Origin of the sequence: Paenibacillus sp. FSL R7-269 (assembly GCF_000517865.1) — a bacterium.
Taxonomy (GTDB): domain Bacteria; phylum Bacillota; class Bacilli; order Paenibacillales; family Paenibacillaceae; genus Paenibacillus_AQ.
In genome coordinates this window covers 20,932-36,549 of record NZ_ASPS01000068.1, presented here as the reverse complement: position 1 = coordinate 36,549, position 15,618 = coordinate 20,932, and the positions used below count along the sequence as shown (strand labels likewise).

Genomic DNA, 15,618 nt, shown 5'->3' with positions numbered 1-15,618 from the left:
ATGACCAAACAACAGACGGCACATATTATCTCGCATACGCACTGGGACCGGGAATGGTATCTGCCTTATGAGCGCCATCACATCCGGCTGATTCAGCTCGTGGATACGCTGCTGGACACGCTGGAGCAGAACCCGGACTTCCGCAGCTTTTTCTTCGACGGGCAGACGATTATCATCGAGGATTATCTGCAGGTCCGCCCGGAGAACCGGGAGCGGCTGATACGGCATATCCGGGAGGGCCGGATATTTATCGGACCTTGGTACATTCTTCAGGATGCGTTCCTGACCAGCCCGGAAGCCAATGTGCGTAACTTACAGCTGGGACATCAGGATGCGGCAGTCTATGGTGAAGTGTCCAAAATTGGTTATTTCCCGGACACCTTCGGCCTGACCGGACAGATTCCGCAGCTTATGCAGCAGGCCGGCATTACCAACGCGTTCTTCGGACGCGGCGTGAAGCCGACGGGCTTCAACAATATGGTCTCGGATGACGGCTATGAATCCTCGTTCTCGGAGCTGGTCTGGGAAGGGCCGGACGGCTCGCAGGTGCTGGGCATCCTGTTCGCCAACTGGTATTCCAACGGGAATGAGGTTCCGGTGGAGCTTGAGGAGGCCCGCCGCTTCTGGGAGCGTAAGCTGGGCGATGCCCGGCAGTATGCAGCGACCGATCAGCTGCTGTTCATGAACGGCTGCGATCACCAGCCGCTGCAGACTGACCTGCCGGAGGCGATCCGCACAGCAGAGAAGCTGCACCCGGAGGTCGCCTTCGTTCACTCGAACTTCCCGGACTATATCAAGGCAGTGGAAGCTTCATTGGCTGGCCGCAGCCTGTCTACAGTGAAGGGAGAACTTCGGAGCCAGCGCACGGACGGCTGGGGAACGCTGGTTAATACCGCTTCTGCCCGCGTGTACCTGAAGCAGCTCAACCAGCGCGGTCAGGCCATGCTGGAAAAGGTGGCTGAGCCGCTGGCAGTTATCGCTAAGCTGCATGGCGGGGAGTATCCGCAGCATCTGCTGGATTATGCGTGGAAGACGCTGCTGCAGAACCATCCGCATGATTCCATCTGCGGCTGCAGCGTGGATGAGGTGCACCGCGAGATGGTCACCCGCTTCGACAAGAGCTATCACACGGCCGAAGGCATCGTAGCGGATAGTATGCAGGCGATCACCGCAGCGGTCGACACCACCGGCTTCGCCGCTTACGGCGAAGAGGCGCTTCCGCTCGTGGTGACGAATACCAGCGGCTGGAGCCGCACCGGTACGGTTACCGTTGAGCTGGACGCAGCCCGCCAATATCTGCGCGATGGGCTGCCTCTTGAAGAGAATGCCCGGTTGATGAAAGCCGTGGACCTGGCCGGACGGGTTCTGGTCGATGAACAAGGCCAGCCGGTTCCTTGTACAGTAGAGGATCTCGGCCTGTCCTTCGGCTACGACCTGCCGGATGACCGCTTCCGCCAGCCGTATAGCTGCCGCAAGGTGCGGCTGACCTTCGAGGCGGCGGATGTGCCTGCCCTGGGGCTGCGCACCTATGCCTGGGTTCGCCCTGTTGGGGCGGCTGCCGCGGAAGCCGATACTGCCAGAAGCGCTTCGGAGGGGAACCTGCAAGCTGTGGCTTCCGTCACGGCTTCGCTGATTCAAGGCGCGCGCGTATTGGAGAACGACACGCTGCGGGTCGAGGTTATGGCTGACGGTTCCTTCACGCTGGAGCATAAGCCTAGCGGCAAAGTCTACCGAGACCTCGGTGTCTACGAGAATACTGGTGACATCGGAAATGAGTATATGTACAGACAGCCTGCGGGTGAAGTACCGCTGACGACTCTGGGGCTTGACGCGCAGATCGCTGTCATTGAAGATACGCCATACCGCGCTTCCATCGAAATCACCCATGCCTGGGAGATCCCGGCTTCGGCCGATGCCTTGCTGGAAGAAGAGCAGCGGGCATTGGTCTATTACCCGGAACGGCAGGCTAAACGTAGTGCCGCTACAGTAACCCTTAAGCTGCGGACGGTCTTGAGACTGGAGCGTAGCGGCAAGGGATTGGAAGTAAAGAGCTTCATAGATAACACGGCTAAAGACCACCGTCTGCGGATGCTGTTCCCTGCGGATCTGGCCGCAGCCTCGCACCGCGTGGATTCGATGTTCGAGCTGGCGGAACGTCCCAATGAGCCGGCACCGGAATGGCAGAACCCGAGCAATGCCCAGCATCAGCAGTGCTTCGTGGATGTTGCCGGGGACAATGCAGGCCTGACAGTCGCTAATCTCGGATTACACGAATACGAGATTCTGCGGGATGGCCGTGGTACAATCGCCGTGACGCTGCTCCGCAGTGTCGGCGAGATGGGCGACTGGGGCTGGTTCCCTACACCGGAAGCCCAGTGTCTGGGAGAGCAAACAGCAGATCTGCTGCTCCTGCCACATAGCGGGGATGCCGTAACTTCCGGTACCGCTGCGGCTGCATACCAATTCCAGATTCCTTGGACCTTTGCGCAGGCAGAGGTTCATGCGGGGACAATTCCCGCTGTGTATTCGGCTGTTCGCTGGAGTAGCAAGACCGCTGCCTTCTCCTCTATGAAGCTGAACAAGGAACGCGGCGATGTGTTGCTCCGCTGGTTCAACCTGACGGCTGAGCCTTGCGAGCTGGAGCTGGAATCCGCGCTGCCGGTTGCTGCCTTCTATACTTCGAATGTGCTGGAAGCAGAAGGTGAAGAGCTTCAGACTGAAGGAGATGCTTCGCTCAAGCTGCCGCTTGGCGGACATCAGATTACAACGGTCGGCCTCCGGCTGCGCTGATCCACGCGAAGAAGGGAGAGGTGGGAGGTATGGATATGGATAAGAATGAACCATTAGAGCGGCGCACCTCCAATAACGGCCCGCTCACCAGTGTACAGCAGCAGATTGCGGCAGCATCCGGGGGACAATGGCGGCTGTCTGCCGGGTCCAAAACCCGGATTGTGGACAATGCCAGATCGGATAATAACAGTGTTCTGAACGAAACGGTCTTCATTGTTCTGGGGGAATACGCGGGTATTCTGACACCTGCTGACAGGATCATGACGGTTGCTTACGGGGATACGGAGGCATCCGCTTCGGGCGATATCGTCATTGAACTGACGGAACATGAAGCTACTGGAAAGCCGGACAGCCAGGAAGCTTACGTCATTGACATCGGGGCCTGTGCGAAGATCACCGCCTCAAGTGAACGTGCGTTGATGTATGGTCTGCGGACGCTGTTGCAGAGACTGGCGAATGACGGCTTCGTTCCTTATGGTAGAGTCACCGATTATCCCGTAATGCCTGAGCGGGCGCTGCATATCGACATCGGCCGCAAATTCTATAGCGAAGACTGGCTCCTGGAGCGGATCAGAGAGATGTCTCGGCTGCGGCTGAATACGCTGCAGCTGCATTTCTCCGAGAACGAGGGCTTCCGGCTGATGAGCGAGAGCCATCCTGAGGTGGTATCGGAGCAGGCTTTGACCAAGCAGGAGATAAAGGCGATTATTCTTGAGGCACAGCGTTATCATGTGGATATCATCCCTTCATTGGATTCACCGGGGCATCTGGGACAGGCCCTCCGGATGCATCCGGAGTGGCTGCTCAAGGATGCAGCGGGCAACGCGGCCCCGGGTGCGCTGGATATTACGAATCCGGCAGCCCGCCGGTTCGTGCTGGAACTGATCGACGAATATGCCGAGTTATTTGCCGGCAGCCGCTTTTTTCATATCGGCGGGGATGAATTCATCAACTTCGCGGAGTTCGATAAGTATCCGCAGCTCGCGGAGTATGCCCGGAATGTGTTGAACATCAGCGGCGGCACGGGTGTGGACACGTATATTGATTACCTTAATGAAGTCGCTGAACATTTGGAGTCGATGGGCTGGACGGTCCGCGCCTGGAATGATGGCCTGTACCGTGCGGATCAGACCCAGCGGGTCGCGCCCAAGCCGTCTATTCAGATCACATATTGGACGAAGTGGCACCCGATGATGGCCCCGGTGGAGGACATCCTCGCCAAGGGGCATCAGGTGATCAACTACAACGACGGCTACTTGTATTACGTGCTGGGCGAACATGCAGGCTACACTTATCCGACAGCTGAGAAAATCCGCGCCTCCTGGCATCCCGGACTGTTCCCGAACCGCACCGGTGAAGCCAAACAGGAATACACGGGAGCCTACCCGCGCGAACTGGTTGGCACCACCTTCTCCATCTGGAGCGACAAGCCGGAAGCACAGACCGAAGGGGAAGTGGCCGCAGGCATTCGCGGCCCGCTGCGGGCGATGGCGGAGTTGGCTTGGCTGGGGAAGCAAGATGCGGCTGAGTAGACAACAGAATAGACAAATCGTATAGCTTTTTATGATTGCAGCAACGGATATCGTCCGCTTTAGGGCGAGGTTCGTTGCTGTTTTTTTTGTATGTCATCGAAAAACCGACCACATTGGGCACGCATAGCATCCATGCACCGGGTGTATGCGTTTTGATTAAGGTAGCATAAATTGAACATGCCATCACGATGTGTAATGATAATGGCGGGTGATAAATGATGGAGGATAACCAAGTGTCAACCGGCGTGAATAAGGTAAGCAAACAGGGCGGGGCACGCAGAGGTGCCGGCCGCAAACCAATCGGTGTTACGCGCAAAATCTCGCTGACGTTGCCGCAGGAAGTTTGGAATGAAATTGACCGTAGCTGCGGCAGAGGTGACTATTCCGTCTCTGAGGTGCTGCGGTCGATCATTGAAGACAGTCTGCACAAGGCAGATCTGCTATGAAGGGACGGGGCGAAGGGTGGTTGTTGAGTCCGGGATACATAGAGGTAGAAGGCGGAGCTCTGTTTCATGAGAGAAAAGGTAGCGGCGATCCTGTTGTTTTCATCCATGGCAATTATAATGACCACCGGATATGGGAGGAGCAGATGGAGAGGTTCTCCACCAGCTACGATGTTATCGGCTATGATCTGCGGGGCTACGGACATTCGGACACTCCCCGCGCTTCGTTCTCTCATGTAGAGGACCTGAAGCTGCTGCTGGACACCCTTGGCCTCACAAAAGTAACTCTAGTTGGTTCATCCCTGGGCGGCAGCGTAGCCACCGATTTCACGCTGGTCTATCCAGGCTATGTGGACCGCCTCATTCTGGCAGCCCCTTCGGTCAGCGGCCGCAGCTATCCCGCCAGGATGCTATGGCAGGGGATCAAACAGCATATTCAGGTCAGGCTGAAGGGTGCTGAACAAGCTATTGACCATTTTATCGCTAATTCTTATTGGGACTATTACTTCCCTGCGGCAACAAAAGAAAAGGCCAGACAGAAAACGATAGACAATGTGCGGAATCCCGGCAACTTCTGTCGGTTCCCTCCAAGCCTATCGCGCGTCCCCAAGCCTTATGCCATTCATAGATTAGCGGAGATTGCTCAACCAGTTCTTATCCTCATTGGCGCATTGGACCACCCATACAATAGAGAGACCGCAGAAATTCTGCACAAAGGCATCAGACGTTCCACGAAAATAATATTCCCGGACGGCCGCCACCTGCCTTTTATAGAAGAACCTGAGAAGTTCTCTGCGCTGACTGTAGAATTTCTGCGGGATAATCATAATGCCTAAATATCTTAAATTCACATTCTATTAATTTATGCTAACATAATACTCAAAAAAGACAGGCGGTGCAGGTGTGCAGAACATCAAAGTCTATCATTACGATGCATTCAGCAGTATTCCGAACAAAGGGAACCCGGCAGGGGTTGTCTTGGACAGCGAGGGTCTTACAGAGCAGCAAATGCAGGAGATTACAGCGAAGGTGGGTTTCAATGAGACGGCGTTTCCGTTAAAATCCAACCAGGCGGATATCAGAATCCGTTATTTCACCCCGGGGCATGAGATGAATCTCTGCGGTCACGGGACCATGGCGTTGTTGTATGCCCTGAAGAGCAAGGGGATGCTGGGGGACAAAAAAGAGTTAACCATCGAGACCAAGGCAGGAGTCTTGCCCATCCGTCTCACAGAAGATAGCGGCGAACTCTATATGACGATGAGGCAGGCCAGTCCGCAGTTTGAAGCTTTTAAAGGATCACTTGAGGACCTGGCCCGCTCGATCGGCCTTGAGCCCGGTGATATTGATCAGACCCTGCCGACCATGTACGGCAACACTGGAACGTGGACCTTACTGGTCCCGATTACAAGCCTTGATGCCTTCACCCGGATGCAGCCTGACAACAAGCGGTTTCCAGAGGTGCTGAAGGAGATGCCCCGCTCGTCCATTCACCCGTTCTGCCTGGAGACGAATGATCCAGAGGCACATATGCACGCCCGCCATTTCTCCTCCCCCTTCTCAGGGACTATTGAGGACCCGGTTACAGGCACAGCCTCTGGGGTGATGGGGGCTTATTATTCCAGGTACATCGGCGGACAAGCCCCCTCCTTCGAGCTGCTGATCGAGCAGGGCCAAGAGATCGGCAGGGACGGCAGAGTCAGAGTGTCCGTGTCGGACAACGGCAATACTATAGAAGTGACGGGCAACGCCGTTTATGTGAATGAATTTGATGTGACTCTGTGATCTCCCTTATTCCTGCGATTTGTCAGTTTTCCCCCTTGCCATAATGTAATCCCGCCTGATAGGCCTGTTCCAGCAACGCCTCACGGTGTCCGGGTGCGGAACTCGCAGTATCGTAGAGGAATTCTACTCTGGAGTCCGTGATTCCGCAGTAATCGGCAATTCCCACGTTCAGCAGACGGGTGGTTGCTTCATCATAGCTGCGCTTTTTCATCTGCGCCTCTGTTACGCCTGCCAGCGCCAGCCACAGTGCACGATAACCATGTAAGTTATTTGTGCCGTAGGCAACCCTGTTGTTCACCACCCGGTCGATATACCCCTTCAGCATGGCCGGCAGATGCCACCACCACAGTGGAAACACAAATGCCAGACCGTCATGCTGCCGCACCCGCTCCATTTCCCGCTCTAGTTCAGGTGAATAGGGTTGTTCCTGTTCACCTGCGGTCATATGGAGTTCTTCCCTTCCCTGCAGGACAGGGTCAAACCCTATCCCATGCAAATCCAATATTTCATAGCCGTGTCCGGCTGCGGTAAGTCCCTCTGCGAAACGGCGGGCGACCTGGAAGGTCAGGGAATCCTGTCTCGGGTGTGATACGACGATTAATATGCTCATGCTGGTATCTTCACTACCTTTCTTAACAGCAGGTTTGTAGCCATGTTCCTTGGCTGATGCTATTATATACAGGAATAAAATAATGCGGAAGTACGCACTTTGCTGTTCTATAGGAAGGTGTATGTTCCATAGGAACATTGAGGTACCCTACATAACGGAGGCAGAAGCAATGACTGAACAGAGTGGCGATAGCGTTCCCAAAAAGTATAGAGTCGGCGTGGAGGCAGCGCTCGAAGTGATGGGCGGCAAGTGGAAGCCGCTAATTATCTACCATCTGATGACCGGACAGAAGCGCACCTCCGAGCTGCTGCGGCTCATTCCCGGCTTAACCCAGAAGGTGCTGACCGCCCAGTTAAGGGGTCTGGAGAGCGATGAGATTATCTCGCGGACCATTTACCAGGAGATTCCGCCCAGAGTGGAGTATGAGCTGACTTCCTACGGCTGGGGGCTGAAGCCCGCGCTGGATCTGTTATGCTACTGGGGAGAGGAGCACCTGGACAGGATTCATGGCGACAGGTCCAAGGTGCTGGAGGACTTTTAGGCAGCAGAGAGAGACAGAGAGGAAAGGGGAAAGAGCATGGAGTTTGCAAGTCTAACCACAGTCGTCACCCTCATTAACATCATTCTGGCCCTGGGCTTTCTGTTCATTGAGCGCAGGGAGGCCGGGTATACCTGGGCCTGGCTGATGGTGCTGTTTTTCATCCCGATACTGGGATTTGTCTTGTATATCTTTTTCGGGCGTAATCTCAAAAAGAAGAATTTCTACAAGCTCTTCATCGAAGAGCAGGAATATGTCCAGGCTGAAGCGGACAAGCAGCTGGCAGCTTTTGCGGAAGGGGCGGATGACAGGTCGCAGCTGCTGCAGAACTATGCCCAGCTCATCAACATGAATATCCGCTCGTCGCACGGCTTGTTATCTAACGATAATGATATTGTCATTTACAGTGACGGCCACCAGAAGTTCGCCGCATTGTTCGCGGATATCCGCTCAGCCCGCGCAGAAATCAATATTCAGTACTACATCATTCAGCCGGACGCTCTGGGCAAGCAGCTGAGGGATGAATTAACCCGAAAGGCGCGGGAAGGCGTGAAGGTGCGGCTGCTATATGACGAGGTCGGCTCGAAGCGGATTTCGCGGCATTTTTTCAGAGAGTTGCGTGCAGCAGGGGGCGAGGTTGAAGTGTTCTTCCCGTCCCTGATCAAGCCGCTGAACTTCCGGATCAACAACAGGAATCACCGCAAGCTGTGCATTATTGACGGAAGCATTGCCTATATAGGCGGGTTCAATGTGGGAGATGAGTATCTGGGGCAGGTTAAGAAGTTCGGCTATTGGCGGGACACGCATCTTCGAATCACCGGAAATGCGGTCAGCCATATCCAGGGCAGATTCATCCTCGACTGGCATCAGGCCGGGAAGCATGAGCGAGGGGATTACGGGGAATTCGTCTTCAACATGGAGCAGCATACAGGGACAAGCCCGGTCCAGATCATTACCAGCGGCCCCAATTCGTCGACGGAGCATCTTAAGAACATGTATATTAAGCTGATTTTGTCAGCCAAGGAGAGCGTGTATATCCAGACCCCATACTTCATACCGGACACAAGCTTCATGGATGCCTGCAAAATCGCCCTGCTCTCCGGGGTGGATCTGCAGATCATGATCCCTAACAAGCCTGACCATCCGTTCGTATATTGGGCCACCTGGGCCTATGCCGGGGATCTGCTGAATTACGGGGCCAAAATCCTGCTCTACGAGAACGGCTTCCTGCACGCCAAAACGATTGTCGCAGACGGGGAGGTTGCCTCTGTCGGGACGATGAATATCGATTCACGCAGCTTCCGGCTGAACTTCGAGGTCAATGCCATTGTGTATGACCGGGCGATTGCCGAACAGCTCCAGGACATTTTCCTAAATGATGTCAGGCTGTGCTCTGAGCTTACCGTGGAGCGTTATGCGCAGCGCTCGCTGGTAATTAAGCTGAAAGAGGGGATTTCCCGGCTGCTGTCACCTATTCTGTAAGAAGACTGGTGATGCAGCCGTACCTATAAAAGGAGGAAGGACAAATGGGGATGCTGGGTCAATATGTCATGGTGGATGAGGATACGCTGGAGCGCATGATGGAGATGGACGGGGCGGAGCTGATGGATACGCTGGAGAAGCTGATTGAAGGCGGGAGTGAACACTACGATATCGACAAGCTGTGGGAGGAACTGCATCTCGCGCTAACCGGAGTCTCAGCCAGTGAGCCTATCGAATGCGATCCGTTAAGTGAAGCGGTTGTCGGCGTCCATGTGTTTGAGGTGGAAGAGGAGGACGGGTTCTTCGCGTGCACGGAGCAGGATGAACTGGAAGATATTATTGCAGCGATGCAGCAGGTGGATTTAGATACACTGGAGACAGGTGACATTGAAGAGGCGCTAAGGCAGCAGGTGACAAGTGACTTTACCGGACTTCTGGACTTTTACCGGAGGGCAGCGGCTGCCGGGAAGCATGTTATTTTCAGTGTGGCTTGAATTATCCTCCTTATATAGCTCACAGAAACGGTACTGTCCTTGTTACAAGGAGGTACCGTTTCTACATAGGAGTGGGGGGTTACGGCTGCAATTTTTTCTGAAGATAATATTTCGTCTGGCCTTCATTGGGGCAATCTTTAATTTCACCGAAGATCTCATACCCCTGCTTCTGATAAAAATGCGGTGCCTGCCAGCTCATCGTGGTCTATTCGCTAACCTTACAGCCGCGCCCCGCTGCTCTGGCTTCCAGCTCCTTCAGCAGAGTTCCGCCGAGTCCATGCCCCCTGTATCCGGGGTCCACGGCCAGCAAGTGCACATTCAGAATATTCCAGACCATATCCCCGGTAACGCCGCCGATGAAGACGCCGTTCTCGTAAGCGGCGAGGGAGATTACCTCACGCTGATAAGGCGGAATGCTGCTGTCCATGCGGCGGCTGTGTTCCTCCAGGAGCCTGGAGATTTCCTGCTGATTCTGAGCAAGGTCCAGTTCTATAATGTTCATGGGTATGCCTCCTTAGTAGCTGAATTCAATTATAGCCATTATATCAAAATAGAGCCTGCGGACGATGCCGCAGGCTCTATTTGTACCGGGAGAACGGCTGGAGTGCCGTTCGTTATTCCGGGGAGATGTAAAGGTCTTGGGTCCCGCAAAGTACCTGAGTTAGCATCGAAGCCAGGTCTCCACTTTGTGTGGCGAGTTTAGTGCAAATAGAAGAATTTATATGTTTTACACGATAATTTTTCCTTCTATTTCTCGCTGAAACGGTACCGTCCTTATTAGGACGGCAAAGCCGTTTCTACTTGTTTTGTCCGCTCTCGGCATTCAGCTTGGCGATCAGCTTATCGCCTTCGACATCGAGATTCGGCAGCAGGCGGTCCAGCCATTTCGGCAGCCACCAGGCTTTGTCGCCGAAGACGGCCATGACGGCCGGAACAAGCGTCATCCGGATGATGAAGGCATCGATCAGGATGCCAAAGGCCAGGGCGAAGCCGATCTGCTTAATCATCGCATCCGGGGCGAAGATGAAGCCTGCGAAGACAGATACCATGATCACACCTGCGGCCAGTACGACCCGGCTGGCCAGATCATAGCCGTGAATGACACTGTCCTTGCCATGGCGGCCATGGACATAAGCTTCACGCATGGAGCTGACCAGGAAGACCTGATAATCCATGGCGAGCCCGTATAGAATACCTGTGACCAGGATCGGCATGAAGCTGAGCAGCGGGCCGCCGGTATCAAAGCCGAATAGGGAATGTAGCCAGCCCCATTGATAGACGGCAGTGGTCACGCCGAAGGTGGCAATAATACTTAACACGAAGCCGACGGTTGCTTTGATAGGTACGATAATCGACCGGAACACCAGTAGCAGTATGATCAGCGACAGGATCACGATGATCCCGATGTATACCGGGAAGGCATCGGACAGCTTCGAGGACATATCAATATTGATGGCGGTGAAGCCGGTCACGCCAAGATTAATATTGTTCCCGGAGGTCAGAGCGGAATTCGGATCGCGCAGCTCCTGCACCAGATCTCTGGTTGCGGGATCTGTCGGGCCTGTGGCCGGAATCAGGCTGATAATGGCGAGCTTACCGGTGGGATTCAAGCCCATCGGGGACACCAGTGTAACATTATCATGCATTTGCAGCTCCTGCACCAGCTTGCCTACGACCTGCATTGAGAGGGTATCGGATGGATTCTTCGGCTCTGCTACGAGCAGGAGCGGGCCGTTGAAGCCTTCGCCGAACCCTTTGGAGATGACATCATAGCTCTGGCGGGCCGGAGTATCCAGGTTCGCCGAGGCGCCGGATGGAATACCCAGCTCCATCTTGGTTACCGGAATTGCGGCTGTGCCAAGCACCAGCACTACGAGTACGATGATGGCCCAGCGGTATTTTACTGTAGCATTCGCCCAGCGATGGGAGAAGCTGTGCTGTGATTTTTTGGCTGCGGTGCTGTGCTTGGTCCGGGCTTTGGCGGTTACGATCCGTTCACCGACCAGTCCGAGCAGCGCAGGCAGCAGGGATAAGGCCAGCAGGACGTTGATCAGAACACTGGCCGCAGCCACAAGTGCCATTGTCGATAAGAAGCCGATGCCAATGACGAGCATGCCGCACAGGGCGATAATAACGGTCAGACCCGCGAAGAATACAGCACTGCCTGCGGTGCCCAGAGCACGGCTGGCTGCTTCGGCTGCGCTTAATTTCTCATCCAGGATCAGACGGCGCTGGCGGTTCACAATGAACAGCGAGTAGTCGATCCCCACGGCGAGACCGATCATCACGGCAAGAACCGGTGTAATATCGTTCATCTGGATCAGGCTGCCGAGGGCAAAGGCACCTCCGACGCTAATGCCGACTCCGAGAAGCGCGGTCAGCAGCGGCAGGCCTGCGGCTACGACTGAGCCCAGCGTCAGGAACAATACGACGGCAGCAACGGCCACGCCGATCGCTTCCGTGGAGCCGATGGCCGGCATGCTTTTGAGCGAGTCGCTTGGAATCGCTGTAATTCCTGAACCGGACTGTTCCACTTCGGTTACAGTATTGATGATGTTATCCGGTACATCCGATGGCAGCGATGTCTGCTGCACAGTGAACTGGAACTGGAACAGGGCAATGCTGCCGTTAGCCGACAGCATCACGCCGGGAACCGGAATGCCGTCAACGATCAGCGGACCGAACGGTGCTGCCTGAGCGGCGGCGGAAGGATCAGCGGCAGCTTGGCCCGCAGCGGCGGAAGGATCAGCGGCAGCTTGGCCCGCAGCGGCGGAAGGATCGGCAGCGGCTTGGCCCGCAGCAGCGGAAGGATCAGCGGCAGCTTGGCCCTCAGTGGCGGAAGGATCAGCGGCAGCTTGGCCCGCAGCAGCGGAAGGATCAGCGGCAGCTTGGCCGGCCGCGGCTGCCGCTGCTTGTGCTGCCAGTTCGGCAGGGTTAATGACATATTCCATGTTGTATACATCATTAATAGCCTTCAGCAGCAGCGCTGTACGCTCAGGCGTATCAAGGCGCTCCCCGTCCGGTACAGTGAAGGCGATACTAGCCTGGCCGCCGGCTGCAGCGGGCAGCTCTTTTGTCAGCTTATCCAGCACTTTTTGCGACTCTGTGCCTTCAATTTTCATCTCGGAGCTGGATTGAATGCCGTTGACTCCAATCAGGGTGCCTACAACTCCGAGTACAATGATCCAGACTGCAATGAAGGCCCAAGGCTTGGCATAAGCCGATTTTCCTAAGCGGTATAGAAAGGTAGACATGTAATGGTTTCTCCTCTTTATCTGTGAATTTAGAAGCCGTTGCGTAAATAAGCAAACATGGAATTCAGGTATTGTTCAAACGGCATGGCATCGGAGCCTTCACTCAGCTGTTCGCCCGGCAGCATGACATTCAGCCGTCCGTCCAAGATAGGCACGAAGGCCCCATAGACGGCACCTACCAGCAGGTGGGTATATCCATCGGCATACCGTCCACGGGTGAACTGCTGCAGCGTCTCCTGGGCGGTGATCTGCAAATGCCGGAAGACATTGAGAATGTAAGGCTCCAGGGACGGATACTGATTCGCCAGGGAGACGAACTGCCGCAGCTTATGCAGGAACTCCGAGGTGAATTGCAGCTTCAGCAGATTGTACAGGGCATCGAGCGGTGTAGCATCCGGCGGCAGAGCAGCCAGCGGGTTATTCTCTTTCTCTTGGACAGCAATAATGCCAATGAAGTAGGCAGCGACTGCCTCTTCTTTACAGGAGAAGTAATTCGCAAAAGTCCGCCGGGAATACCCGGCCTTCTGAACAACATCGTCGACAATGAAGCCGTCCATGCCATGCTCAAGCGCAAGCTCGAAAGCCGCTACGGCTAAGGCGTAGGAGGTGGCTTCCTTTTTTTTGTCCCGCAGATTCAGTTTCGAATTCAAATTTCAACGTTCCTCCTTTCCCTCAGATCTATAAGCTCTATGGAATCTATAGGTTCTATTATTGCTCAAAGGGAAAGATTGCACAATGAGCATTGAGTGGCGGAAATGTGAATATTTTAAATTTGTAATAATGAGCTGGAGAAAAAAGGTGGGGGATGAGGGATGAGTTAGGTGGAAGTCATTGTGAGGATAATGAGAAATGGGGGAGTAGGCGATTAGGCGAGTAGGTGAGTAGGTGAGTAGGTGAGTAGGTGAGTAGGTGAGTAGGTGAGTAGGTGAGTAGGTGAGTAGGTGAGTAGGTGAGTAGGTGAGTAGGCGAGTAGGTGAGTAGGTGAGTAGGTGAGTAGTGAGTAAGTGAGTAAGTGAGTAAGTGAGTAAGTGAGTAAGTGAGTAAGTGAGTAAGTGAGTAAGTGAGTAAGTGAGTAAGTGAGTAAGTGAGTAAGTGAGAGGATGAGTAATGTTGGTGTAAACAGACGATAGCGCGAGCAAATTCCCGGGCGGATAAGAGCAGAGCTTAAGAATGCGCCTTCATTCGCGAAGGGACAGCAATTTTGGCTTCTTTTGTCATCTGTGAGGTTTTACATTAAATGGCTGCAGGCGTAAGATTCAATCAACAACCGAATGAAATGACACTGTTCTTGAAATGGCTGAATTCCGTAACGGGAACGGGGGAACCAACTGGTGCAGGCGGCTTAAGGATGGGCTGCTGAGTACCCGGGGTGAATCCTTGCTAGTGTGCTACTATGGCTCTGGTGAGGTAGGGCAATCTCGCTGCCCGAATCCGTCAGCTAACCCCGTAAGCCTCGAAGAGAGAGGATGAGCGCCATGATCGATTAACCGACCACGGAGAGCCCTGCTGCTGTGGTCTTTTTGTTGTGCAGGAGAGGGATAAATCCCTCTGATTGTGCTGAAAATGGGCTGGAGGTGGAAATGAGAGGGATAAATCCCTCAGATGCAGCCGAAAGTGGGAGGATGAAAAGCACAAGTGCACCTGAATTCCGGCAATGTTGGCTAAACGAGCAAATGAGGGGCACAAGTGCACCTGAATCCCGGCAATGTTGGCTAAACGAGCAAATGAAGAGCACAAGTGCACCTGAATCCCGGAAATGTTGGCTAAACGAGCAAATGAAGAGCACAAGTGCACCTGAATTCCGGAAATGTTGGCTAAACGAGCAAATGAAGAGCACAAGTGCACCTGAATCCCGGCAATGTTGGCTAAACGAGCAAATGAAGAGCACAAGTGCACCTGAATCCCGGCAATGCCAAGTTGCGTCTCAGCCCCTACTAACCAAGCAGCCTAAAGTGAAAATTAAAGGAAATAGTGGCGGAGAGGAGCACATTTAAATCATATAACAACATTAATTAGTCAATTTAAATACGAATTAGTCTTGTATGTACCACATTAGTCTGTTTCCGCATCGCCACAATAGTCCATTACCGCATCACCCAAATAGTCAGCTAATGCATCATCACATCACATTACATCGAAAGGAGGGGTTACCATCGCTACTGTATTTATCGTCTGCTTCTGGGTGGGTCTCGTGCTTATCCTCAGTGGCAGCATTCATGGGCACGGTCTGGCAGGCCACCTGCATGTCGGGGGAGGTGATAGCGGAGGGCCGGGCTTTCTGCCGATTCTTCCGTTGATGGTGTTTGTTACCGTCTGGGGCGGCACGGGGTATATGCTTGTCAAATACAGCGGGATGCAGCTGCTTGCCGTAGTGCTGGTCTGTACCTTGATAGCCCTGCTGCCGGGCATTCTGCTCTACACCGTGCTGGCCCGGGTGATGACCCGGTATGACAGCAGTATGAGTGAACTGGATTATGATCCGGCCGGCCAGCTCGGCTATATCAGCATCGCCGCAGCGGATGGGGCAGTGGGAGAGATGAAGTATGTGCTGCACGGGACCATGCGCTCCATCGGCGTACGGGCCTACTCCGGTCAGTCGCTGCTGCGGGGCGATCGGGTGATTATTGTGAAGACAGATAAGGGGATCGCAGCGGTCACTCTGTTCGAACGGGCAATGGAACAAAACTAAT

General features: G+C 54.3%; 13 protein-coding genes and 1 riboswitch. Of the genes, 9 read left to right on the top strand and 4 right to left on the bottom strand.

Annotation, left to right across the window (positions count from 1 at the left end):
• The 5 genes from C162_RS26810 (at position 1) to C162_RS26790 (ending at position 6,550) form a co-directional block, all read left to right on the top strand.
• Positions 1–2,790 carry an alpha-mannosidase gene (locus C162_RS26810; protein WP_036699535.1) on the top strand — a complete coding sequence of 930 codons (2,790 nt, stop codon included), beginning with the start codon at positions 1–3 and terminating at the stop codon, positions 2,788–2,790.
• A gap of 35 nt (positions 2,791–2,825) precedes the next feature.
• The gene (locus C162_RS26805) at positions 2,826–4,322 is read left to right on the top strand and encodes a beta-N-acetylhexosaminidase (protein WP_051493963.1); all 1,497 of its coding nucleotides are present in this window, start codon (positions 2,826–2,828) and stop codon (positions 4,320–4,322) included.
• A gap of 215 nt (positions 4,323–4,537) precedes the next feature.
• The gene (locus C162_RS26800; protein WP_051493962.1) at positions 4,538–4,768 is read left to right on the top strand and encodes a hypothetical protein; all 231 of its coding nucleotides are present in this window, start codon (positions 4,538–4,540) and stop codon (positions 4,766–4,768) included.
• A 23-nt stretch (positions 4,769–4,791) separates the two neighbouring features.
• On the top strand, positions 4,792–5,601 hold the full coding sequence (locus tag C162_RS26795; protein WP_235218542.1) for an alpha/beta fold hydrolase: 810 nt from the start codon (positions 4,792–4,794) through the stop codon (positions 5,599–5,601).
• A gap of 67 nt (positions 5,602–5,668) precedes the next feature.
• The gene (locus C162_RS26790; RefSeq protein WP_036699533.1) at positions 5,669–6,550 is read left to right on the top strand and encodes a PhzF family phenazine biosynthesis protein; all 882 of its coding nucleotides are present in this window, start codon (positions 5,669–5,671) and stop codon (positions 6,548–6,550) included.
• Between the two features lie 22 nt (positions 6,551–6,572).
• On the opposite strand, the gene C162_RS26785 is transcribed toward C162_RS26790, so the two are convergent.
• Positions 6,573–7,160: an NAD(P)H oxidoreductase gene (locus tag C162_RS26785; RefSeq protein WP_036699532.1), complete on the bottom strand. Its 588-nt coding sequence runs from the start codon at positions 7,158–7,160 to the stop codon at positions 6,573–6,575.
• Positions 7,161–7,329: 169 nt separating this feature from the next.
• On the opposite strand from C162_RS26785, the gene C162_RS26780 reads away from it, so the two are divergent.
• From C162_RS26780 to C162_RS26770, 3 genes are read left to right on the top strand one after another with little or no spacing between them, the layout of a single operon-like run.
• Positions 7,330–7,701, top strand: coding sequence for a winged helix-turn-helix transcriptional regulator (locus tag C162_RS26780; protein ID WP_036699530.1), 372 nt, complete (start codon positions 7,330–7,332; stop codon positions 7,699–7,701).
• Between the two features lie 36 nt (positions 7,702–7,737).
• On the top strand, positions 7,738–9,180 hold the full coding sequence (gene cls / locus C162_RS26775; protein ID WP_036699529.1) for a cardiolipin synthase: 1,443 nt from the start codon (positions 7,738–7,740) through the stop codon (positions 9,178–9,180).
• Between the two features lie 44 nt (positions 9,181–9,224).
• Positions 9,225–9,674, top strand: a complete 450-nt coding sequence (locus C162_RS26770) for a DUF1877 family protein (RefSeq protein WP_051493960.1) — start codon at positions 9,225–9,227, stop codon at positions 9,672–9,674.
• A 205-nt stretch (positions 9,675–9,879) separates the two neighbouring features.
• Here the strand turns inward: C162_RS26770 and C162_RS26765 are convergent, their stop codons facing one another.
• From C162_RS26765 to C162_RS26755, 3 genes are all read right to left on the bottom strand, one after another.
• Positions 9,880–10,176: a GNAT family N-acetyltransferase gene (locus C162_RS26765; protein WP_051493959.1), complete on the bottom strand. Its 297-nt coding sequence runs from the start codon at positions 10,174–10,176 to the stop codon at positions 9,880–9,882.
• Positions 10,177–10,471: 295 nt separating this feature from the next.
• Entirely contained in the window at positions 10,472–12,928 is a 2,457-nt protein-coding gene (locus C162_RS26760) for an MMPL family transporter (protein WP_036699528.1), read from the bottom strand.
• A gap of 29 nt (positions 12,929–12,957) precedes the next feature.
• Entirely contained in the window at positions 12,958–13,578 is a 621-nt protein-coding gene (locus C162_RS26755) for a TetR/AcrR family transcriptional regulator (RefSeq protein WP_036699527.1), read from the bottom strand.
• A 635-nt stretch (positions 13,579–14,213) separates the two neighbouring features.
• A riboswitch (cyclic di-AMP (ydaO/yuaA leader) is annotated at positions 14,214–14,396 on the top strand.
• A 723-nt stretch (positions 14,397–15,119) separates the two neighbouring features.
• Between C162_RS26755 and C162_RS26740 the strand changes: the two genes are divergently transcribed.
• Complete coding sequence (locus C162_RS26740; protein ID WP_036699525.1) at positions 15,120–15,617, top strand: hypothetical protein; 498 nt, start codon at positions 15,120–15,122, stop codon at positions 15,615–15,617.
• Position 15,618: the final 1 nt, after the last annotated feature.

Bases quoted from the DNA above. Each gene is read 5' to 3' on its own strand.
- C162_RS26810 (WP_036699535.1), top strand. From the start codon at position 1: ATGACCAAACAACAGACGGCACATATTATCTCGCATACGCACTGGGAC.
- C162_RS26805 (WP_051493963.1), top strand. From the start codon at position 2,826: ATGGATAAGAATGAACCATTAGAGCGGCGCACCTCCAATAACGGCCCG.
- C162_RS26800 (WP_051493962.1), top strand. From the start codon at position 4,538: ATGATGGAGGATAACCAAGTGTCAACCGGCGTGAATAAGGTAAGCAAA.
- C162_RS26785 (WP_036699532.1), bottom strand. From the start codon at position 7,160: ATGAGCATATTAATCGTCGTATCACACCCGAGACAGGATTCCCTGACC.
- C162_RS26780 (WP_036699530.1), top strand. From the start codon at position 7,330: ATGACTGAACAGAGTGGCGATAGCGTTCCCAAAAAGTATAGAGTCGGC.
- cls (WP_036699529.1), top strand. From the start codon at position 7,738: ATGGAGTTTGCAAGTCTAACCACAGTCGTCACCCTCATTAACATCATT.
- C162_RS26770 (WP_051493960.1), top strand. From the start codon at position 9,225: ATGGGGATGCTGGGTCAATATGTCATGGTGGATGAGGATACGCTGGAG.
- C162_RS26765 (WP_051493959.1), bottom strand. From the start codon at position 10,176: ATGAACATTATAGAACTGGACCTTGCTCAGAATCAGCAGGAAATCTCC.
- C162_RS26760 (WP_036699528.1), bottom strand. From the start codon at position 12,928: ATGTCTACCTTTCTATACCGCTTAGGAAAATCGGCTTATGCCAAGCCT.